Consider the following 17099-nt stretch of genomic DNA (forward strand, 5'->3'; position numbering starts at 1 on the left):
ATTTGCTAGTTGCTGTGCATCTGGCGACGTTCCTGGTCGGTCGCCTCCGAGATACCTTGCAGAGCATCCCGTGCGGCGCCAATTTCGCAGCGGCCGAGATCGGCAGGTGCGACCACTCCGACCAGCCGCTTGTCGCGATTGAGGACAGGAAGCCGCCTCACCTGGTGCTTTGCCATGATTTGCGCGGCAGCTTGGGCGTCATCATCTTCGAAGCAGTAGCTGATTCCCTCCGACATGACCTCGCGCACTGCGATATTCGCGGGCGCACGATCGGTTGCGACGCCGCGCATGACGATGTCACGGTCCGTCACCATCCCGATCAGACGATCATGCTCGCCGACCGGCAATGAACCAATGTTGTCGGCGCGCATCCGGCGTGCGATGTCTCGAACCGTCACGTTGGGATCTGCGATTGCTACGTTTCGCTGCATGATCTGCTGGACTTGCATAGGCGTTCTCCTGAACAAGGGATTGCCGTCTTCTGCCCAACGACAGGTCAAGGCAAAGGTTTCTGCCGTTCCGGTAGACCGATCCGCGAAAACCCCGCACCGGCGTAGGTCTTTCCGCTCAGGTTCCGGCCCAGAAGGTGGCGTTGAAGAAATTCGACCTCGTCAGCGACCACCGCCGCGTGAGGCGGCCCATCGTAAATATCGAAATGATCGATGCCCGGATAAATGCGGAGCTCACCTTTCGGGGCCCCGCGCGCCGCCTCGATTGCAGGCCCCGGCTTGGCAACCTGATTGTCTGCGGCGACGCAAACCAGCCAGGGGCAATGAAGCGAGGCGCTGTGTTGGATCGGCCTATATGGTGGACCCAGCAGCCACGCCGCCGAGACGCGGTACCGCCATCGGGATTCGTCGCCGATTGCAACGACACGATGCCAGCCGACCTCGGCTCCCGGCGCGTAAATCGGCGCCGCCTCATTGGGCTGACCAACGGCAGGCAAATAGCGCTCTTCGGCCGCCGCTGCCTTTATCTCCTCGAGGACGTGCTGAGGCCTGACGTAGGCTTGGGTTTCTCTGTCGAGCATCGGGACCTGACTGATGGCCGCGGCTATCTTGCGATCCACCGCTGCCGCGGCAAGCGCGTGACCCCCGCCGGATGAGGAGCCGAGCGTCGCCACGCGTTCGGGATCGACACCGGGCAGAGAACGGGCAAATGCGATGGCAGCACGCTAGTCGTCCAATTGACGAGAAGGTTCGTATAGGTCCGGCTCACCCGTGCTGTCGCCAAAGCCGCGGTAATCAAAGACGAGCGCCGCAATACCTGCGGCCGCGAACCGGTCCGCGAACGCGCCGAGACTGTCTCGGCGTGTACCGGTCAGTCCGTGAGCCATCACGATGATTGGCCTTGCACCCTCGTCAACGGCGGCCGGGTATAGCCAGGATGCGCATGTATCGCCGTTGGAGGAAAATGTTAGTTCTTTGCGCCTCATGCTCATTGGGTAAACCCCTCGGATGGGCCGCCGATTTCATGCGCGTAAGCTCGTTCCGTTTGGAATACGCTGAGTGGCTATGATGCTCGACGCGACATTCGTAGTGAACCTCGACTGCCGCAGCCGGTTCCTCGTCGCATGATCTGCCAACGAGGTAAGTCTTTCGCCTCCGAAGACACGATGTTGGACTACTTCACTTGCCCGACTGGGACTGCTGAGGCTCATGCGGGAGCTGACCCAAGGTCACGTTCAATGAGCTGTGGTTCCCGCCGCGAACCATCGCGAGCTGAATTGTAGAGCCGGGCGCCATTGCGTGAACTTTCTTCGTCAATTCAGTGGCGCTCTTGATCGACTGTCCGTCCACGGACGTAACGACGTCGCCGCTTCGCAAACCGGCCTTCGCCGCGGGACCATTCTGTTGAACGTTGGCGATGATCGCACCATGAAGGTTGTCGGCACCGAGACTATCGGCAATCTCGGGAGTCACTGATTGGACTTCGGCACCCATCGACCCCCGCGTTACGGTGCCCTTTTCCCTCAATTGGGGGATCACTGATCGGACGGTGTCGGCAGGGATCGCGAAGGCAACCCCGGACCATCCACCGGACAGCGAAAAGATCATGCTGTTCACACCGATGACCTCGCCGTTGGTGTTAAGGCTTGGTCCGCCGGAATCTCCGCTGTTGATCGGTGCATCGATCTGAATGAAACCCTCGCTCGGACCATTTTCGATTTCGCGTTCGCGAGCCGAGACAATCCCCGCCGTGACCGTACCTCCAAGGCCGAATGGATTGCCAACGGTGAGTACCCAGTCGCCGACGCGTGGCGATTGTTCCGCCATATTCACGTAGCCAAAGTCCGTTCGTCCGTCGACCTTGATCAAGGCAAGGTCGCTGAGCGAATCCCGTCCTACCACCTTTGCTGGGTAGGTCTTCTTGTCGCTCGTGAGGATCGCAGCGGTGTCGTTGTCTCTCACGACGTGGCTGTTGGTCACGGCGTAACCGTCCGGTGAGATGAAAAATCCTGATCCCATCGCGATCGATTGGCGCGCATTCGAGCCATTTCTCGGGTCCAGGCCATTCGGTCCAGGAGATCCCTTGCCGGGTTGGTCTTCGGGAGCGTCCTCGTCGGGTACATCGTCGAACGGCATCAGTTCCTTGGATCCGGCAGATCGAGAGATGACGCCGATAACAGCGGGTTGAACTCTCTCAGCGACGTCGGCAAGGCTATTTGGTCCATTGGGCGGTGCGGCATCTCGAATTAAGTGAATCGCGCCCTCAGAGCTGACTGCGGGATTGGAGCCTTGGTGGGTGGAGATCTGCTGGGCAACGGCCGCGCTGATTGTCGCTAGCGCCGCCACGGCTGCGCCGCAATTGGCCGATGCTCGATGGTAACGCAAGGTCAGTGCTCGAAACGCTATTTCGATTTTCATTCGTGTTCCCATTGTGTGTGGCACCTGTTTCGCCGGCCGCGCTTCGAAGCTTGCCACCAGGATGCTGGCGCGGGCGAACGTCCAAATGTCGAGGGCCACGGCCCTGCCAGCGGCTTGTCGCGATCGAGGACGGCAGAACGTCGCAAGAAGCTTGGTCATGATCTGCGCTGCAGCTTGGGCGTCTTCAAGCAAAAGCCAGCCCCTTCCGACATGACCACGCGGACCGTCGTATTCCCAACAAAAGGTCGGCGCAAAGGTTTCCCTGGACCGTTGGGAACAGTCCATCGCGGCCCGAGTTTCGCTGGACCGAGCGGCTCGCCGTCGTCTTCGCCTGCGGTAGGCATCCACATCGACGAGGTGACCAGCCACCCAATGGAGGGAATTCCCATGGCCCTCTCACGCGAAGCCGAGCGAGTTCGCCATGAGTTCAATCGCGAACTCATCTCCCGGCTGCGCGATGCCGGCGAGCACTTGCCCCCGCCGGAGCGAGATGAATTCGGCGCCTTCTTCGCGCGCTTCGCCGACTCCAAGATCGTGTTGCTGGGCGAATCCACCCACGGCACGTCGGAATTTTATCAAGCGCGCGCGACCATCACGCGGCACTTGATCGAGCGGCACGGCTTCAACGTCGTGGCGGTCGAGGCCGACTGGCCCGACGCAGCCGCGATCGACCGTCACGTCCGTCAGTTACCCGCCGCGCCCGATGCCGAACTCCCATTCCAGCGCTTTCCGACCTGGATGTGGCGCAACGTCGAGGTGCGCGAATTCGCCAATTATCTGCATGTGCATAATCAAGCGAGTGCACCGGACAAGCGGGTCGAGTTCCGCGGGCTCGACGTTTACAGTCTCGGTCGGTCCATCGCCGCTGTGATCGATTATCTTGAGAAGGTCGATCCTGAACGCGCCCGCGCGGCGCGGCAACGCTACGGCTGTCTCACTCCCTGGCAGTCCGATCCGGCCGCCTACGGGGCCGCCGTTCTCGCCGGTCGCGACGATTGCGAGAATGCCGTTGCCGAGCAGTTGCGCGAGCTCCTGGAGAAGCGGCTTGCCGATGGTGCAGGGGAAGGGGAGGCATTCTTCAATGCGACGCAGAATGCACGCATCGTACGCGCGGCGGAGCGTTACTATCGCATCATGTACCGTGGCTCGACGGAGTCCTGGAATTTGCGTGATCGGCACATGTTCGACACGCTGCAATATGTGATGCAGCGGCGTGGGTGCGGCGCCAAGGCGGTGGTGTGGGCGCACAACTCCCATGTCGGTAATGCGTCGGCCACCGCCATGGGCTGGGCGGGCGAGTTCAACATTGGAGAGCTCGTGCGCAACGCTCATGGCGAAGACGCGGCCCTGATCGGTTTCGGAACCGATCGCGGGACCGTTGCCGCTGCCAGCGACTGGGGCGGGGCGATGGAGATCAAATCAGTGCGGCCGGCGCGTGAGGATTCCTACGAGTATCTGTTTCGGCACACCGGCGTTGCGCGCTCCCTGACTGACCTCCGACCGGGCACCCGACGCGGCCTGCGGGAAGCACTGACCGGACCGCGCCTGGAACGAGCCATCGGCGTGGTCTACCGGCCGGAGACCGAGCTGTTCAGTCACTATTTTGAGGCAGCACTGCCGGACCAGTTCGATGCCATGGTCTGGTTCGAAGAGACGCACGCTGTGACGCCGCTAGAGGCCCCGGTATCGGGAGCCGCCGCGGATACTTATCCCTTCGGTCTGTGAGCGGATATCTCCATCGTGTCAATTGGGCGAAGCTGCCGGACGGCCGGCAGCTCACCGGCGTCGCCTCCGTCGCGGCCGACAGCAAGGACCAGATCTACGCCTTCGCGGCGCCCATCCGATGGTGGTGGTCCAGCGTGAACAACTCCGACTCGGCGTCGACCTTCTGGCGCATCTGCCGCGCGACTTTTCCATGTCAGCCGTCGTCATTCCCCTCCCAGCAGCCAAAGCCTGAGTTGGCACCGTAAGAGGCGGAATTCACAGATATCCACTCCGCGCCAACTCGCGGTTAGTTGCCACCTCGCACGGCATAGGCCCAGCTTATGTGGAACATGATTCGGGAAAATGATGAATCTGGAGCAGTTCAAGGACATGTCCATTGATGAACTGTGGGACCTCCACAGCGTCGTCGAAGCTATTCTTGCCGCGAGGCTCATTGCCAAGAAGGACGAACTTGAAAAGCGTTTGGGACTGCTCCACACGAAATCCCTGATCGGCCGTCAGTCAGAGCATTGATCTGCCGAAGGCTGCAAGATCGGCTTAGATCGGCGCTGGACAACGGCGCCGCGCTCGTCGGAAGTTTCGCACCGTAGCGTGGTCGACATGAAAATCGCCGAATCCGAATGGGGGCGGCAAAAATTAAACAATTAAATGTGCAATAAAGCCAAAATTAATATAGAATAAACATTTAATTTTGGTTATCATAAGCCAATTGTGCCGGACGGACGCACAAGGACCTCGGAAGAGACGACTCCAGCATCCCGCTTAAGCCCCAGGATGCAGGAGCCGTTTCTCCGAGTACTCGCCTGAGAAGTATTAGATTGAGCGTGCCCCAGGCGCTGGACAAGTTGCGAAGACAAGATTCTTTAGAAGCTGGTGAACACTGAGCGTCACCGGGCTTTATCGCCCAGACTTTGAACCTAACTGGAAAAGAGGCGAGGCTATCTCCTCGATTGCCGCTGGCCATGCAGAAGCAGATCGCAATTGCCCTTTGGTCGTTGGCCGCCGCATGCGTGCTGGCTTTCATATTTGCGGCGATCGTCTCAGGCCGGGAATTCCGTAGCGCCCATAGACGTGCGAGCACGGAAACAATCCAAGTTTCAAGTTCGCTCAGCGGTGGCCTACTGAGGGCGAACGCAACGACCTTCAGTTGTCGGGCCTAGTTCTCCAGCCGTACTCCTGATGCCGGATCGTTGTGGCGATATCGACGTCTTTGCCGGCCGACAGGCGCCAGGCTGCCACCCCGAAGCACAAGGTCAGGGTCAGTGCGAGGGCAAGCAGAAGCATGGAGAGGAAATGGCTCACGCGTGTGTACCCGCAAGATCTGAAACTAACAGCGAGAACGAGCACAGAGGCGCGATTCGGAAAATACAGACGATCTGACCCATCCGCCGTTTTCCCCATCCGGACACTGGCCAAAGGCGCTCACGATCGCGACTGTGATTGAGAGCCTCGCTTTATAGAAGACAAGCGACGATCGCGAGAACTACATCGGCGCCGAGGTCACCCGAATACATCGACACGAGCAACTCGGCGCCAAGAACAACTGCAATTGCTTTGAGCATGATCATTTTGAAACTCCCTCGGCAGCAGAGAGGAAGCTAGACCCGTACGGTTTCCGGACTGCTTTGAGGGAGGCGGTAAATGATTTCGTTCACCAACCCGTTATCTGCGAAGGTATCGCGAGGCTGGCGATGGGAGCACCCGCGAGCCTTCGATCCAAAACCATCTGTTCCGCGGCCGTCCCAGGGGCACGTTCAGGGACATTTTTGACAAAGATCTGCTGTCCGCGCAGTGAGAAATAGGTTATTTCCACAACCACAAAATGAGGCTAATATGGCGATATTAATTGGTAAGGTCATGTTGTTATTATATATTGTGAGGGGCCAATGGATGCTTATAGCGCGCGTCTCCAGCGTGTTTCTTCGGAAGGCCAAAAGCTGAAAGATATAATGCTGGAGATCCAGCGGCTACGCAGGCTTGTCAACCTGGCAGAGGCCGAAGTGAGAAGCAGGCAGCAGAACGGCCGGCCCACAAAAAGGAACAACCTCAGGCTCGTCATGGATACGAGCGTCGCAACGAGCGTCAATTCTCACTGACCTCTTTTCGATGGAGATTCCGATGAGGCTAGCTCTGCCTTATACCGGCCTTGCAGTTTGTCTCGCAGTTGCGGCCTGGCTCACCTTCGTTCACATTTTATAGGACGATCAAAGGCAGGTGCTCCGCCAAAAGCCTTGACGGCGACAGCCAACAGGCTTGGCTCGCTGCCGCCGCACACAATTGCGCCGCTAGCCGTTAGCCTAGCAGATAACACGGCAACTGCCGCTCGTCGGGCCAGGGCTCTCTCATGCTCGAGCGACTCTTTGAGCATTTGCAGCGCTCAAGAGCCGGCGGAGCCGGGTGTCGAAAGCAGCAAAGCGGGAAGATGCCGGCAACGTAGAGATCAGCGGAGCACTACGCAGTGATGGGCGCGCTCGATCTTGGTATTCGGATTATCTCCGATTGGCGGGAGCGAGGAGCCGGCCGTGCATTGTTCGACATGCTGACGAAGGGTGTCATTAGCCAAGTGCTCCCAGAACTCAGCCTCGGCGAGAAGCTTCCAGCTTCGATCAGGATAATGCGCAGAAGTCTGTCGGCACAGCAACGCCATCGCGCGCAAGCGGCGTACGGTCTCCATCCACACCTCCCATTAGTTTTCCCCACCTTATTTTCCGTTTTGCGTAGGAGCAATTATTATTATGCCGAATAATCAATTTTAACTTTCAAGGCGATACGATTCGGAGGCAAGCAACTTACGCTTTGCTTTCGAATCGCCTCTCGAGTGCGCAACTGCCGGACTCAGTTGAAGCGACGCCTTAATAGAACGAGCTAGGCAGACATCAGAGAGGATAAGTCCAACTCAGGTGGAGCACATGATCAGTGGCGGTGCGTCGCCGGCGCTCGCGTGGCTCGGTCGAGCAAAGCCACTTGGAAGCCCTCGCTAGGATTGGAGCCGCGTGCGTTAACTCGTCCCAGACCGGGGCCGTCGCATCCGCGACGCCGAGCCCGATCTCCGTCTTTCTCCGGAGCTTCGCGCTTCCGCCCTTCGTACTTTCTCTCGAAGCCTCTCCAATTGAGCAAGCATGCTAGCGAGTGCGATGGCCGTGTGTCGCAGAACGGCCAAGCGGCTGCAAACCCCACTACTCACTACAGTACCCCCAAACACGTCTTTGCTGGATCAGCGACGGGAACCTTGAGCTTTGGATGACGTGCCAGCGTGACGCCTAGCCGAGGGATCGTCAGATCGTCAGTTCGCTTTATGACAATGCGTCGAAATATTTCGAACGTCTCTTCAAGAACCTTCTACAATATAAGAGCATTGATGAATGCATGCGACATGACGCGGGTGAGGACTGAGCGCTCGATGGTCAAGAATCTCGTGAAGCCCGGCTCCCAGTTGAGCCGGTGCATGCCGGCGGCAACGCCGCTCCGGCTGAATTCAGCAAGCGTGGTGCGAGATGAGACCGTCCGCCCGAATTGGCGGGATGCCACTTAGTTCGGCTCTGCGTCCGTGTCGAAATACGCTACGCGTCGGCACAACGCGCGGCACCGAACATTTCCACGGGCCGGACGGCCGGCTCCTCGACCCAGGCCTCGCGAGCGAACCAGTTGTGATTGGCACGACAGTCCGGGCAATGAGTATTGCCATAAAACACAACGCTCCGCAGGAAGGTCTCACGGTCGGACTTGATACCAGTTGGAATCACACGACCAGTTTGCGGGCATTTGACCATGACCATACCCATGTGAGCCTCCCTTGGAAATTTATTCATTGTTGAAGCGAAGAGGACCGGCCGGCTGGAGTGCGTCGTCATCAGTGCGGGTTACTTGGGGGGCATCGCGCACTGGGGGTCATTTGTTCGAGCAAAGGGCGGCGTGCTCGTGACGGTGCTTCTCCAACCGGCCGGATCGCTGCTTTAGCGATTCCCTGGATGCTGCCGGAATTTGGCTCGGCAGCGCGTGAGTATCGATTATGCGGCCGCGCCCGAGAACTCCTTGGGCGCCGTTGAAAACTGGCCTAGCTGAGCGGATGCGGAATTGTGTCTTGCGACGAAAATGATCATGTCGTCCGTGATGGGCCAATCGGCTAACTCGATCACTGGCTTCGCTCCCACGCTCGTCTACCAGGCAAATATTCGTTGTCGGATTTTAATGTGCAAACTGAATTCGGCGCTGTCGGTCTGATTTGCGACTCTTGTTCAGATTTATTTTGTGTCGTCGTTCACGCGGGAAGCAAGGCATTGAGGGCGTCAGGCTCAACAGCGCCGAGCCCGCTTGCTCGACGGCTTCCGTTTCCCTCTATCACTTCGATGCAATGTGCTTCTTTGTCTTTGAAGGGTCGCGTCCGGTTCGAAGCTGAAACAAATTTTATTATATGGTAAAGATATAAATTGCGTTGTTAATTGCCGCCAATGGCGTAAGCTGATTTCTTCAGATTTTTTCGGTCGGAGGTGACGATGTGGGAATCAATTCATAAGCACGATTCCGCCTCGGCTGCGCAACAATTGGCCCAAATGCGCGAGGAATTAGCGAGCATCGGCGAAAAGGAGCGCGTTCTAAGAGAGCGGAGCGCTGCTCGAGAAGTTTACCGGTATTTGCTGGAAGCTCACCGGCTGATCGCACGGACGAGCTTTCTCGAAGAACAAGTGTTGAATATTCCTCCACCTGCGGCGGGCGAGGGCAGTCAGCTGGCGGCATGATTGGGGTCACATAGTCTTTTGAAACAAAGCGCAGCCGGGGACGTGCACCCGCGCCGGATGAGGATTTGCATCGCGTAGGGGTCTGGCTGAAGTTTCCGGGCAACAACAGTTCGTTTGATCGCGGTGAATAATGCATCTCAGGAAGTTGGCGCCGCCGCGTCGAGACCACGGCGAGACAGATATCGTTCATATTGGTTGGAGCCGTGCTGGAAAAATCATCGGTAGAGATCGCATTGAGACCGGCCGTGGGTGCAGTCTTCGCGCTGCTGGACGGTCGATCAGTGCTTTTCAGCGAGACAAGTCAAAAGCTCTATGAGCTGGACCAGGTGGGGGCATTCATTTGGTGTAAGTTGGCACAGGGCGCTTCTTTGGAAGACGTCCATCGGGAACTCGGCCGGCTAGGCATTGATGAGCACGCAGCGCGCCAGTTCACGCGGCAGGCCATGAACATCTGGATCGATCGAGCGTTGCTCGACATCGACTGGCGAATGCCGGCCAATTGTACCTTCTCAGCGGATCTGGGGCGGCGCAGGATCAGTGTCCGGGCCGCAAACTGGGACCTCCTGCAGCAGTTGATTTCGCTATTTTGCGCTCTGGACGACGGCGGCGGCGAAGACGATATCGTGATCGAGGCAATGGCGCTGGACGATCAGGTATTCTTCCGTGGGAATGAGGCCAGGGTCCACAGGTGTGAGGCCGGTGCCCTGGCACCAACAATCAAAGCTCACATCACCGCGCGACTTATCCGAAGCGATCGTTGGGTTTTCGCGCTCCACGCCGCTTCTCTCGCGAAGCGCGGTATGGGCTTGCTGCTGTGCGGCCAACCGGGAGCCGGAAAATCGACTCTTACACTGCGGCTGGTGAACGCTGGATTTCAGTATGCCGGTGATGATGTTGCGCTGATCGGGGCTGACGGAACGATCTGTGGAATCCCATTTGCCCTCACCCTCAAGGAGGGGTCGTGGGAGGTGCTGTCGCGACTATATGGCGATTGGAACGACGCGACGCATTGCCGGCCCGATGGCGCTCAGGTGCGGTATTTGCCAATACCGGATGCGCACAACGGATGCCTTTCCGCAAGCTGGATCGTCTTTCTGAACCGGGTTGCAAGCGGCCCCGTCGAGCTGACCCCGTTGGATCAGCTTGGTTCGATGAAGCGGCTCATTGACGGTGCATTTGCCGCGGACGGGAGACTGTCACAGGCCGGCTTTTTCGCTTTGAAGCGTATTGTTGCGGGCGCGCGATCGTTCCAACTTACCTATTCCGAGTCGGCGGAGGCTCGGGGGCTGCTGATGGACTTGTGCAATGGCAAGGCATAGTGCGGCACTGACGAGCCTTTGCAATTGCTTGCGAGGCATGCCGCCCGTCGATGTAGATTGGACGTCCGTAATCGGGCTCGCAAATCAGACGTTGACGACGCCGGCGCTTATCGACTTCGTTGACCAATTCGAACCGGAGTTGCCGGAAGACGTCTGCACCTATATCCGCCAGATCCATCGGCGAAATTCGCTGCGCAACGATCGGTTGGCAGGTCAATTGGAAGAAGCAGTCGTTGCGATGAACGGCCAGGGAGTTACGCCGGTGTTGCTCGAGGGGGCAGCGACACTGGCTACCACGCCCAAGGAGCGACGAGGCGTTCGGCTGATGTGCGATCTGGATATTATGGTCATGCCGGACGAAACTGAACGTGCAGTCGCCGCGCTAGGCGCGATTGGCTATGGAATACGTCACCAGGCTCCTCCCGAAGGCGAGAGATGGCACGTCGACCTGAACCGGTCGCGCGATGTCGGAACTATCGATCTGCAGGGGGGCCGCTCCCGGCCCAGCGTACCTCTACCATAGCTCCGGACATGCGCTAAATCATTGTGTCCCTGCGCTGCTGGGTCGGGCAAGCGTATATATCCCAACCCCAACCTACCGAGCGCTCATGTTGATCATTCATGATCAGTTCCAAGACTAAGGTTATTGGCTTGGCGACCTCGATCTGCGGCATCTTGTTGAGTTGCGCGACCTGAACAATTCCGTCGAGGGCCTGGACTGGAAGGAGCTTGCTTCTCATGTTTCAGGCGAATTGATGAAGAACGCGGTCGAAACCCAGTTGCTCGCTCTCGCTGTGCTGCTCGGGGTCGAAGTCCCGTACTCGATGCGCTCTCGACTGATTCCTCGTCTGCAGTTCATGCGACAATCGCTTCCCGGCCACACGTGTGCCCTTCCTCGCAATGACGTTCCTGGACCTCAGAAATTACCGGAGGGAGGCGGTCACCCGCTATCCGCAAACCAGCTGCACCGGCCTGGATTGTGGTCCATGCCAAGAGCGGCCACCTTACAGTTTTTGTTGAGGACGGCCACCGCGGTTCGTGTGGGAAAGGTCTAAAGCCAGCGACGGTCAGACGAGCGCTTTCGAGGGATTGGCGGCAGGTTTCATGCACGGAACGGTTTTCCATCAGCTGCGGTCCGGAACCTAACCAGGTCGGCATATGGCTTCCGGAATCCGCAGGGGCCGAAACGTTTCAGGCAGCCTAAGTCTGTGCAGTTGCGCGGAGCTAGGAATGTCCTCGACCACCAGCATTCCGATCAGACGATTCGTCGCTCTCGCGAATTCTGAACTCTTCGAGCGTGTGACCTGATTGGAGCGCCGCAACCAGCCAGCGAGGCTGTTTACCGCGTCCCGACCAAGTCTCCGTCGGCTGGAGTGGATTGAAGTATTTCGGCACGACCTTCGGGTATTTGCGGCGCGGCGGCTGGCCCGTTCCCGTTTCGCCAGCACCGCTTTCAGCTGCGGCCAACTGCTCCGGCTGGTTGAGCTGCGCAAGGCGTTTTTCGAGTTCCCGCTTCTCGGCCGTGATCTTTTCGGCAAGTATCTTCGTTAGCTCCTCGTGGAGGAGCCAAAGTTCCTCAAAATCCATGGCTTCGAGATCTTGCCGATGCAGCATTCTCGTCACCGTTTGCCTGACCCCTGATCCATCATCCTCACCCTTCGAGTATCGTTGTTCGAGCGGCGAATGAAACGATGGACCAAAGTCAGCGCTTCAATTGACGCAACAATAAATAAATAGTATATTATTTAATAATTATTGCGAGGATTATTTTATTAATTGGCTCGACGAGTGAGCAAAAAGTGGCGGTAGGCACAAGAGCAAAATGGATATTGTCGATTACCCTCTCAGACGTCTCGAGAGTTCGATCAGCCGGTTTATCGTCCCCTCGGCTGCATTGACGGACGTCCGGGCTCTGAAGGAGCAAATTGAGCTTCGCCGGCGCGCGCTCAGCGACATCGAGGCCATTCGCTTCCAGTTGCAGCTGACGGAAGGGCGCATCATAAAAAGTTTCCCCAGAAGGGGGAACGGCCGCCTCGCCCGCCGCGCACATTCGCCGAGAGTGCGGCGTGGCAGATTAGCGTTGCGACCCGTCTAATTCATTCCTTCATTTTTGGAAACGCCGCTTGCCTGGGGCGCGCTCCACGTATGACGACACGAAGTCGATTCCCCGCATTAAATTCTGCGGATAGCTTATTTTTCTGCCTTGATTAGCGCCGATTACTTAGTTAAGTGGAACGCGAATTTCGGTTCGGTTCCATACATTTTTTATGGAAAGCTGACACTCGGACTTGATTAATCAACCGGGGCGGTATCAAATGGGCGCAACTACAGGATGCTCGCATGACGACTAAGAAGCTTGAACTAGAAGCAATGTCCCTCGACGATCTTTGGTCGCTTCATGAGGAAATCAGCGGAATTTTATCAGCCCGGATTAAGGCTGAAAAGCAGGAACTAGAGAAACGGCTGGCGGTGCTCGGGGGCGGTATGGGCACTTTTGCCAATTCCTCGACGGGACCCGAAATTTCGCCTACCGGAAAGCCCAGACGCAAATATCCGCGAGTGCTCCCGAAATACCGCAATCCTCAGACGTCCGAAACCTGGTCGGGTCGGGGAAAGCGGCCACGATGGCTGGTTGCAGCTATAAAGTCGGGCCGCAAAATCGAGGAGTTCCGTTTGGGCGAAACAAATTCGAGGGTCCGGCAACGGGCGTGATTTGATCCGATCGCATCATCCGCTCTCGCGCGGCTGAAAAGGGATTTGCCGGGCGGCCGCCAAGAGCAATGCAACTCAACAGGCATTGCGACCCCGCAAAACCTCAAGAGGAGTCCGAAGCAGGATCTCGAGATCAAGCCGAAGACTCCAATTGTCGATGTACCAGAGATCATACTCCACACGTCTCTCAACCATGGTCGCTGTAGGCGTTGGTCCACGGCAGCCATGGATTTGAGCCCATCCGGTCAATCCGGGTCTCACGCGGCGCCGGAAGGCGTATTTCCGGACGAGCTTGTCGAACTGTCCGTCGTGGGCCACGGCATGGGGGCGTGGGCCTACCAGAGACATGCTGCCGTCGAGGACATTCAACAACTGCGGCAGCTCGTCGAAGCTCGTTCGGCGTAGCCATCTGCCGACCCTGGTGATGCGCGGGTCAAAAGGCGTTGCCTGAACGACGACTGGTCCATTCTCGAGCACATGCATCGTCCGAAACTTTCGGATCGAAAATACTCGGCCATTGAAGCCGCATCTTTGTTGCTTGAAGAGGATGGGACCGGGAGAATCTAGTCTGATCGCGACCGCAGCTATCGCGAGCAATGGTGCAAAGACTGTCAAAGCAAGTCCCGCACCGATAATATCAACTATTCGCTTGCTGGCGCGCTCGATTGCAGTGAGGGGGCCGGGCTGGATCTCTACGCAAGCGGTACTTCCCAAGCTCCTCGTCGGATGTCGAAGCAGTTCGGATGCAGCGCCAACCGGGACGAACACGATAGGGAAAGGTAGCACCCTCAGGTCGGAGATGAAGGCACGAAGGTCGGCCCATCGTTCGGGATTGGCCTCCAGCACGATTTTATCGACCTCGGAATTACGAATATGTTCGATCACGCGGGAGCTGAGCCGTTTTCTGGAACCAGGGTCCGAGCCCATCGCGGGCAAACCAAAGCGGCCCTTAACGCGATAGCCGAGGACCGCGAGAGTCTCCGACAGGCCAGCATAAGCCGAGGGCGGCTGATCGGTGATCAGGACGAGATTCGTCCGAGCGAACCTCCTGCCACTGAAGCATCTTATCAGTAGTATCCTGGCAACGCACCGTTGCGTAATCAAAGATGCCAGGCCGAGTGCCGCAAACAGGAGGCCGGTACCTCGGAAGAACTGTGGATTGTCATCGAGCATCTCCACAGCGGCGACCAGGACATGCAACAAGATCCACGTGAGGCAAATGGCGCGAACTTGGCTTCGGAGTACGAGGAGTTCGGTCGGCCGATACAGTCCCCTGCCTTTCAGAATGTAGACAAAAGATACTGATGCTGCTGCCGCGTAGGCGCATGTCTGGGCTAGGCCAGCTGGTGCCGGGCTGGCGGGTGAAAGAAGCGCGGACAGGAAGCCGGCGAAGAGAATGGTCGCTATATCGGCGCAGATCGTTACAAGTTCGACCGAGTCGTACCGGACGGGCCATTTGCCTTCATCAGTAATGGACGATTGTGAGCTGACGAGAGTTAGGTCGCTCTCATGGTCGCCGATATGCCGGTTGATAAAATTCATGGCTAACCAACAAGGAACGCAGGCGGTTAATAATTAATATACTATAAATTTAAATATATTAATCAACCTGAATTCGTCGCGGATTCGATAAATTTAATCGGGTCCGTTAAACGCGTCGCGATATTAGTCAGGGCCGATCTGGGTGCGATCGGGGCATCCTGCTGAAAAACGGCTATGGGCCTCGCGAGCGCAACTTCTGAACGTAACCTGGATCGAGCTCCGAAATCGAGCTCTCGGCAAAGGCCCTGCCGTCTGCTGATGCCGACTGGTATGCGGTGGCAATGGCTGGCCGGAGTGCGGCCCGGCCGGTCATGGCAACTTTAAGGTCGCGTCGGATAAGATCTCGAAGCTCAGGCTCCTTGATCGCAGCATCAGTGCCGAGAGCGACGGAAAGCCGTAGTGGAATAAGATCCAGCGCGTTTGGAGCAGTATAGTAGGACATCTTAAGTAAGCTTGCCGTGTCATAGGCCGCCGCGTGCTGCTTTGAGAGCGCCGCAAGCATGAGCCAAACGTCGCCTCGAAGGGGTGAGTATTCCAGCACCGCGGAAAAAGCATTTAAGTCCGCGGACCGCCCGGTGTTCTGCGGGTCCGTAGACTTGTCAGACTTAATGCGCATAGCTGCAGTGAATCCTGAGATCGCTGCGGCATTCTCGCGCGTGGATTGGAGCGCTGAGGCCCAGGCTTCGTTCGAACCGGCAACCGCTGTAACTGCGAGGCGATCACCAAAAGGCCAGCTTTGTGAGACCATCCAAGCTGCTTGCGCAGCTAACAGCAATCCGATCACTGTCAGAGCAACGCGTGTTAGAGGCCATGGGGAAGCGAAGGTGGTTGAAGGAATTCGTCGTGCTGCCTTGGTTCGGTCGCTGGCTTCCTGCGTGAGCTGCCGCAACTCGATGGACTCCACGTCGCGGGCTGTACCGGACAGGCTCTGAGCAAAAGCCAGGCCGTAAACTGCCGCCACCAACAGTGATGCCCATAAATCGAAAAGACTATTTTCGGCAAACGCCAGTATTGTCAACGATACGGAAGCGCCTGCGCCGACCGCCGGGTATAAGTAAGCGTGATTGCGAGACAGCGCGCGCCCGAACAAGATGCAGGCGCTGATGACGGCGACTATCAACAGGCCGCAGAGGAACGTACGTCCCATCTCGACCGCGACCGCGGCGGCAGCGGTCGGCCGTTCGCGCATTGCGAGCATGCCTACGTCGCCATAAATCGGCAGAAGCGCAACAAACGTGCCTGCGCCGGTTCCGATCGGGTGAGTGTCCTGTAGCATCCGCTCGGTTGCGGCCTGAGTTTGTGTCGACAAGGCAATCGTCAGGTCGGCATTTCGATTGATCGGAACGAAAGTGAAGGCGGCGACGAACAACATGGTGGCGGCCGCGAGAACGCCGGCACTGCCCCACAGGCCAAAGAACCATTTGCGAATAGCGACGACAGTGAGGATGGTTGTCACTCCAAGCAGAACGGCAATCAGCGCGGTCGAACCGCTACAAAGCGCGATCGCTGCAACGGAGACGATCAATGATAGAATTGCGCAGCTAAGAATGGCGAGCGGTCCGGTCGGCGAGCGAGGGGACCGTCTAGGTCGCCGCAACTGATCGACCGCACGGATAGCCATTGCAGTGGAGAGAAGGACACCAAGGGCCGCCGCGGTCGAGCCGATCCAAACTTGTTCGGCGGGCCAGGAGCCACTCAGGTTGTTGTTTCTCCATATCGAAAATATGCCGCTGACGGCGGTGATCGATACGAGGACATAGAGGACCTGCGCCGCCCGATGTTTGTCCAGAGTAACGAGTGCGGTGACGAGGGCCGCAGCGATGACAAGGTTGTAATGTGAAAGCGCCAGTATCGTCTCGCGTACATCGACCGAGAACCTCTCTGCGAGAGGTTGGTCTAGGGCTGCCGACGCTGTCGCCCAGATCTGATTTCCGAGGCCGCGGAGCGGGATCGGAATCAACTGCAAGACGATCCAAAGCACGGGTGCGGCGAGAGCCAGAATGAACAGGGGCCGCAGAAGCTTCGCGAAGCAGGCGAGGGTCGATGAGGTGGAGAAGAGTCCGACGGCCAGTATAGCTGCCGCAAGAATGCCCGATAGCACACCTGAAGCTCTCAGGTTCTCGGCCGCAGCAATGGCCGCAGGCACAGCGAGCATTGTAGACTGGACAATCATTTTACACCATCTCTGACTCTGACCC

Annotated in this window: 14 protein-coding genes; 6 read left to right on the forward strand and 8 right to left on the reverse strand. The window is 57.9% G+C overall.

What is annotated here, in order from left to right:
• Nucleotides 1-5: 5 nt before the first annotated feature.
• The 3 genes from ACNJX8_RS12550 to ACNJX8_RS12560 form a co-directional block, all read right to left on the reverse strand.
• A complete protein-coding gene (locus ACNJX8_RS12550) occupies nt 6-449 on the reverse strand; it encodes a CBS domain-containing protein (protein ID WP_439360840.1) in 444 nt (147 codons plus the stop codon).
• Between the two features lie 47 nt (nt 450-496).
• Complete coding sequence (locus tag ACNJX8_RS12555; RefSeq protein ID WP_439361898.1) at nt 497-1165, reverse strand: acetylxylan esterase; 669 nt, start codon at nt 1163-1165, stop codon at nt 497-499.
• Between the two features lie 463 nt (nt 1166-1628).
• Nucleotides 1629-3026 (reverse strand): S1C family serine protease, encoded by a 1398-nt coding sequence (locus tag ACNJX8_RS12560; RefSeq protein WP_439360841.1) that lies wholly within the window; start codon nt 3024-3026, stop codon nt 1629-1631.
• Between the two features lie 228 nt (nt 3027-3254).
• Between ACNJX8_RS12560 and ACNJX8_RS12565 the strand changes: the two genes are divergently transcribed.
• Together ACNJX8_RS12565 and ACNJX8_RS12570 are read left to right on the forward strand one after the other, a co-directional pair.
• Complete coding sequence (locus ACNJX8_RS12565) at nt 3255-4592, forward strand: erythromycin esterase family protein (protein ID WP_439360842.1); 1338 nt, start codon at nt 3255-3257, stop codon at nt 4590-4592.
• A 342-nt stretch (nt 4593-4934) separates the two neighbouring features.
• Nucleotides 4935-5105 carry a hypothetical protein gene (locus tag ACNJX8_RS12570; RefSeq protein WP_439360843.1) on the forward strand — a complete coding sequence of 57 codons (171 nt, stop codon included), beginning with the start codon at nt 4935-4937 and terminating at the stop codon, nt 5103-5105.
• A 1927-nt stretch (nt 5106-7032) separates the two neighbouring features.
• Here the strand turns inward: ACNJX8_RS12570 and ACNJX8_RS12575 are convergent.
• The gene (locus ACNJX8_RS12575) at nt 7033-7266 is read right to left on the reverse strand and encodes a hypothetical protein (protein WP_439360844.1); all 234 of its coding nucleotides are present in this window, start codon (nt 7264-7266) and stop codon (nt 7033-7035) included.
• Between the two features lie 886 nt (nt 7267-8152).
• Nucleotides 8153-8374 (reverse strand): hypothetical protein, encoded by a 222-nt coding sequence (locus ACNJX8_RS12580; protein ID WP_439360845.1) that lies wholly within the window; start codon nt 8372-8374, stop codon nt 8153-8155.
• A gap of 711 nt (nt 8375-9085) precedes the next feature.
• On the opposite strand from ACNJX8_RS12580, the gene ACNJX8_RS12585 reads away from it, so the two are divergent.
• The 3 genes from ACNJX8_RS12585 (at nt 9086) to ACNJX8_RS12595 (ending at nt 11170) form a co-directional block, all read left to right on the forward strand.
• Nucleotides 9086-9328: a hypothetical protein gene (locus tag ACNJX8_RS12585; protein WP_091878366.1), complete on the forward strand. Its 243-nt coding sequence runs from the start codon at nt 9086-9088 to the stop codon at nt 9326-9328.
• A gap of 203 nt (nt 9329-9531) precedes the next feature.
• The gene (locus ACNJX8_RS12590; RefSeq protein WP_439360846.1) at nt 9532-10647 is read left to right on the forward strand and encodes a serine/threonine protein kinase; all 1116 of its coding nucleotides are present in this window, start codon (nt 9532-9534) and stop codon (nt 10645-10647) included.
• Between the two features lie 91 nt (nt 10648-10738).
• Nucleotides 10739-11170: a nucleotidyltransferase family protein gene (locus ACNJX8_RS12595; protein WP_439360847.1), complete on the forward strand. Its 432-nt coding sequence runs from the start codon at nt 10739-10741 to the stop codon at nt 11168-11170.
• 701 nt (nt 11171-11871) lie between these two features.
• On the opposite strand, the gene ACNJX8_RS12600 is transcribed toward ACNJX8_RS12595, so the two are convergent.
• A complete protein-coding gene (locus ACNJX8_RS12600) occupies nt 11872-12261 on the reverse strand; it encodes an H-NS histone family protein (protein WP_439360848.1) in 390 nt (129 codons plus the stop codon).
• Between the two features lie 726 nt (nt 12262-12987).
• Here ACNJX8_RS12600 and ACNJX8_RS12605 point away from each other — a divergent pair.
• On the forward strand, nt 12988-13359 hold the full coding sequence (locus tag ACNJX8_RS12605; RefSeq protein WP_091878358.1) for an H-NS histone family protein: 372 nt from the start codon (nt 12988-12990) through the stop codon (nt 13357-13359).
• 75 nt (nt 13360-13434) lie between these two features.
• Here the strand turns inward: ACNJX8_RS12605 and ACNJX8_RS12610 are convergent, their stop codons facing one another.
• Both ACNJX8_RS12610 and ACNJX8_RS12615 read right to left on the reverse strand, forming a co-directional pair.
• A complete protein-coding gene (locus ACNJX8_RS12610) occupies nt 13435-14901 on the reverse strand; it encodes an exopolysaccharide biosynthesis polyprenyl glycosylphosphotransferase (RefSeq protein WP_439360849.1) in 1467 nt (488 codons plus the stop codon).
• 172 nt (nt 14902-15073) lie between these two features.
• Nucleotides 15074-17056: a hypothetical protein gene (locus ACNJX8_RS12615; RefSeq protein WP_439360850.1), complete on the reverse strand. Its 1983-nt coding sequence runs from the start codon at nt 17054-17056 to the stop codon at nt 15074-15076.
• Between the last annotated feature and the right edge of the window lie 43 nt (nt 17057-17099).

Origin of the sequence: Bradyrhizobium sp. SPXBL-04, from assembly GCF_051853035.1 — a bacterium.
Taxonomy (GTDB): Bacteria; Pseudomonadota; Alphaproteobacteria; order Rhizobiales; family Xanthobacteraceae; genus Bradyrhizobium; species Bradyrhizobium zhanjiangense.

What these genes read in the sequence shown, in the direction of transcription:
- ACNJX8_RS12550 (WP_439360840.1), bottom strand. Translation starts at nt 449, where the DNA reads ATGCAAGTCCAGCAGATCATGCAGCGAAACGTAGCAATCGCAGATCCC.
- ACNJX8_RS12560 (WP_439360841.1), bottom strand. Translation starts at nt 3,026, where the DNA reads ATGACCAAGCTTCTTGCGACGTTCTGCCGTCCTCGATCGCGACAAGCC.
- ACNJX8_RS12565 (WP_439360842.1), top strand. Translation starts at nt 3,255, where the DNA reads ATGGCCCTCTCACGCGAAGCCGAGCGAGTTCGCCATGAGTTCAATCGC.
- ACNJX8_RS12570 (WP_439360843.1), top strand. Translation starts at nt 4,935, where the DNA reads ATGATGAATCTGGAGCAGTTCAAGGACATGTCCATTGATGAACTGTGG.
- ACNJX8_RS12575 (WP_439360844.1), bottom strand. Translation starts at nt 7,266, where the DNA reads ATGGAGACCGTACGCCGCTTGCGCGCGATGGCGTTGCTGTGCCGACAG.
- ACNJX8_RS12580 (WP_439360845.1), bottom strand. Translation starts at nt 8,374, where the DNA reads ATGGGTATGGTCATGGTCAAATGCCCGCAAACTGGTCGTGTGATTCCA.
- ACNJX8_RS12585 (WP_091878366.1), top strand. Translation starts at nt 9,086, where the DNA reads ATGTGGGAATCAATTCATAAGCACGATTCCGCCTCGGCTGCGCAACAA.
- ACNJX8_RS12600 (WP_439360848.1), bottom strand. Translation starts at nt 12,261, where the DNA reads ATGCTGCATCGGCAAGATCTCGAAGCCATGGATTTTGAGGAACTTTGG.
- ACNJX8_RS12605 (WP_091878358.1), top strand. Translation starts at nt 12,988, where the DNA reads ATGACGACTAAGAAGCTTGAACTAGAAGCAATGTCCCTCGACGATCTT.
- ACNJX8_RS12610 (WP_439360849.1), bottom strand. Translation starts at nt 14,901, where the DNA reads ATGAATTTTATCAACCGGCATATCGGCGACCATGAGAGCGACCTAACT.
- ACNJX8_RS12615 (WP_439360850.1), bottom strand. Translation starts at nt 17,056, where the DNA reads ATGCTCGCTGTGCCTGCGGCCATTGCTGCGGCCGAGAACCTGAGAGCT.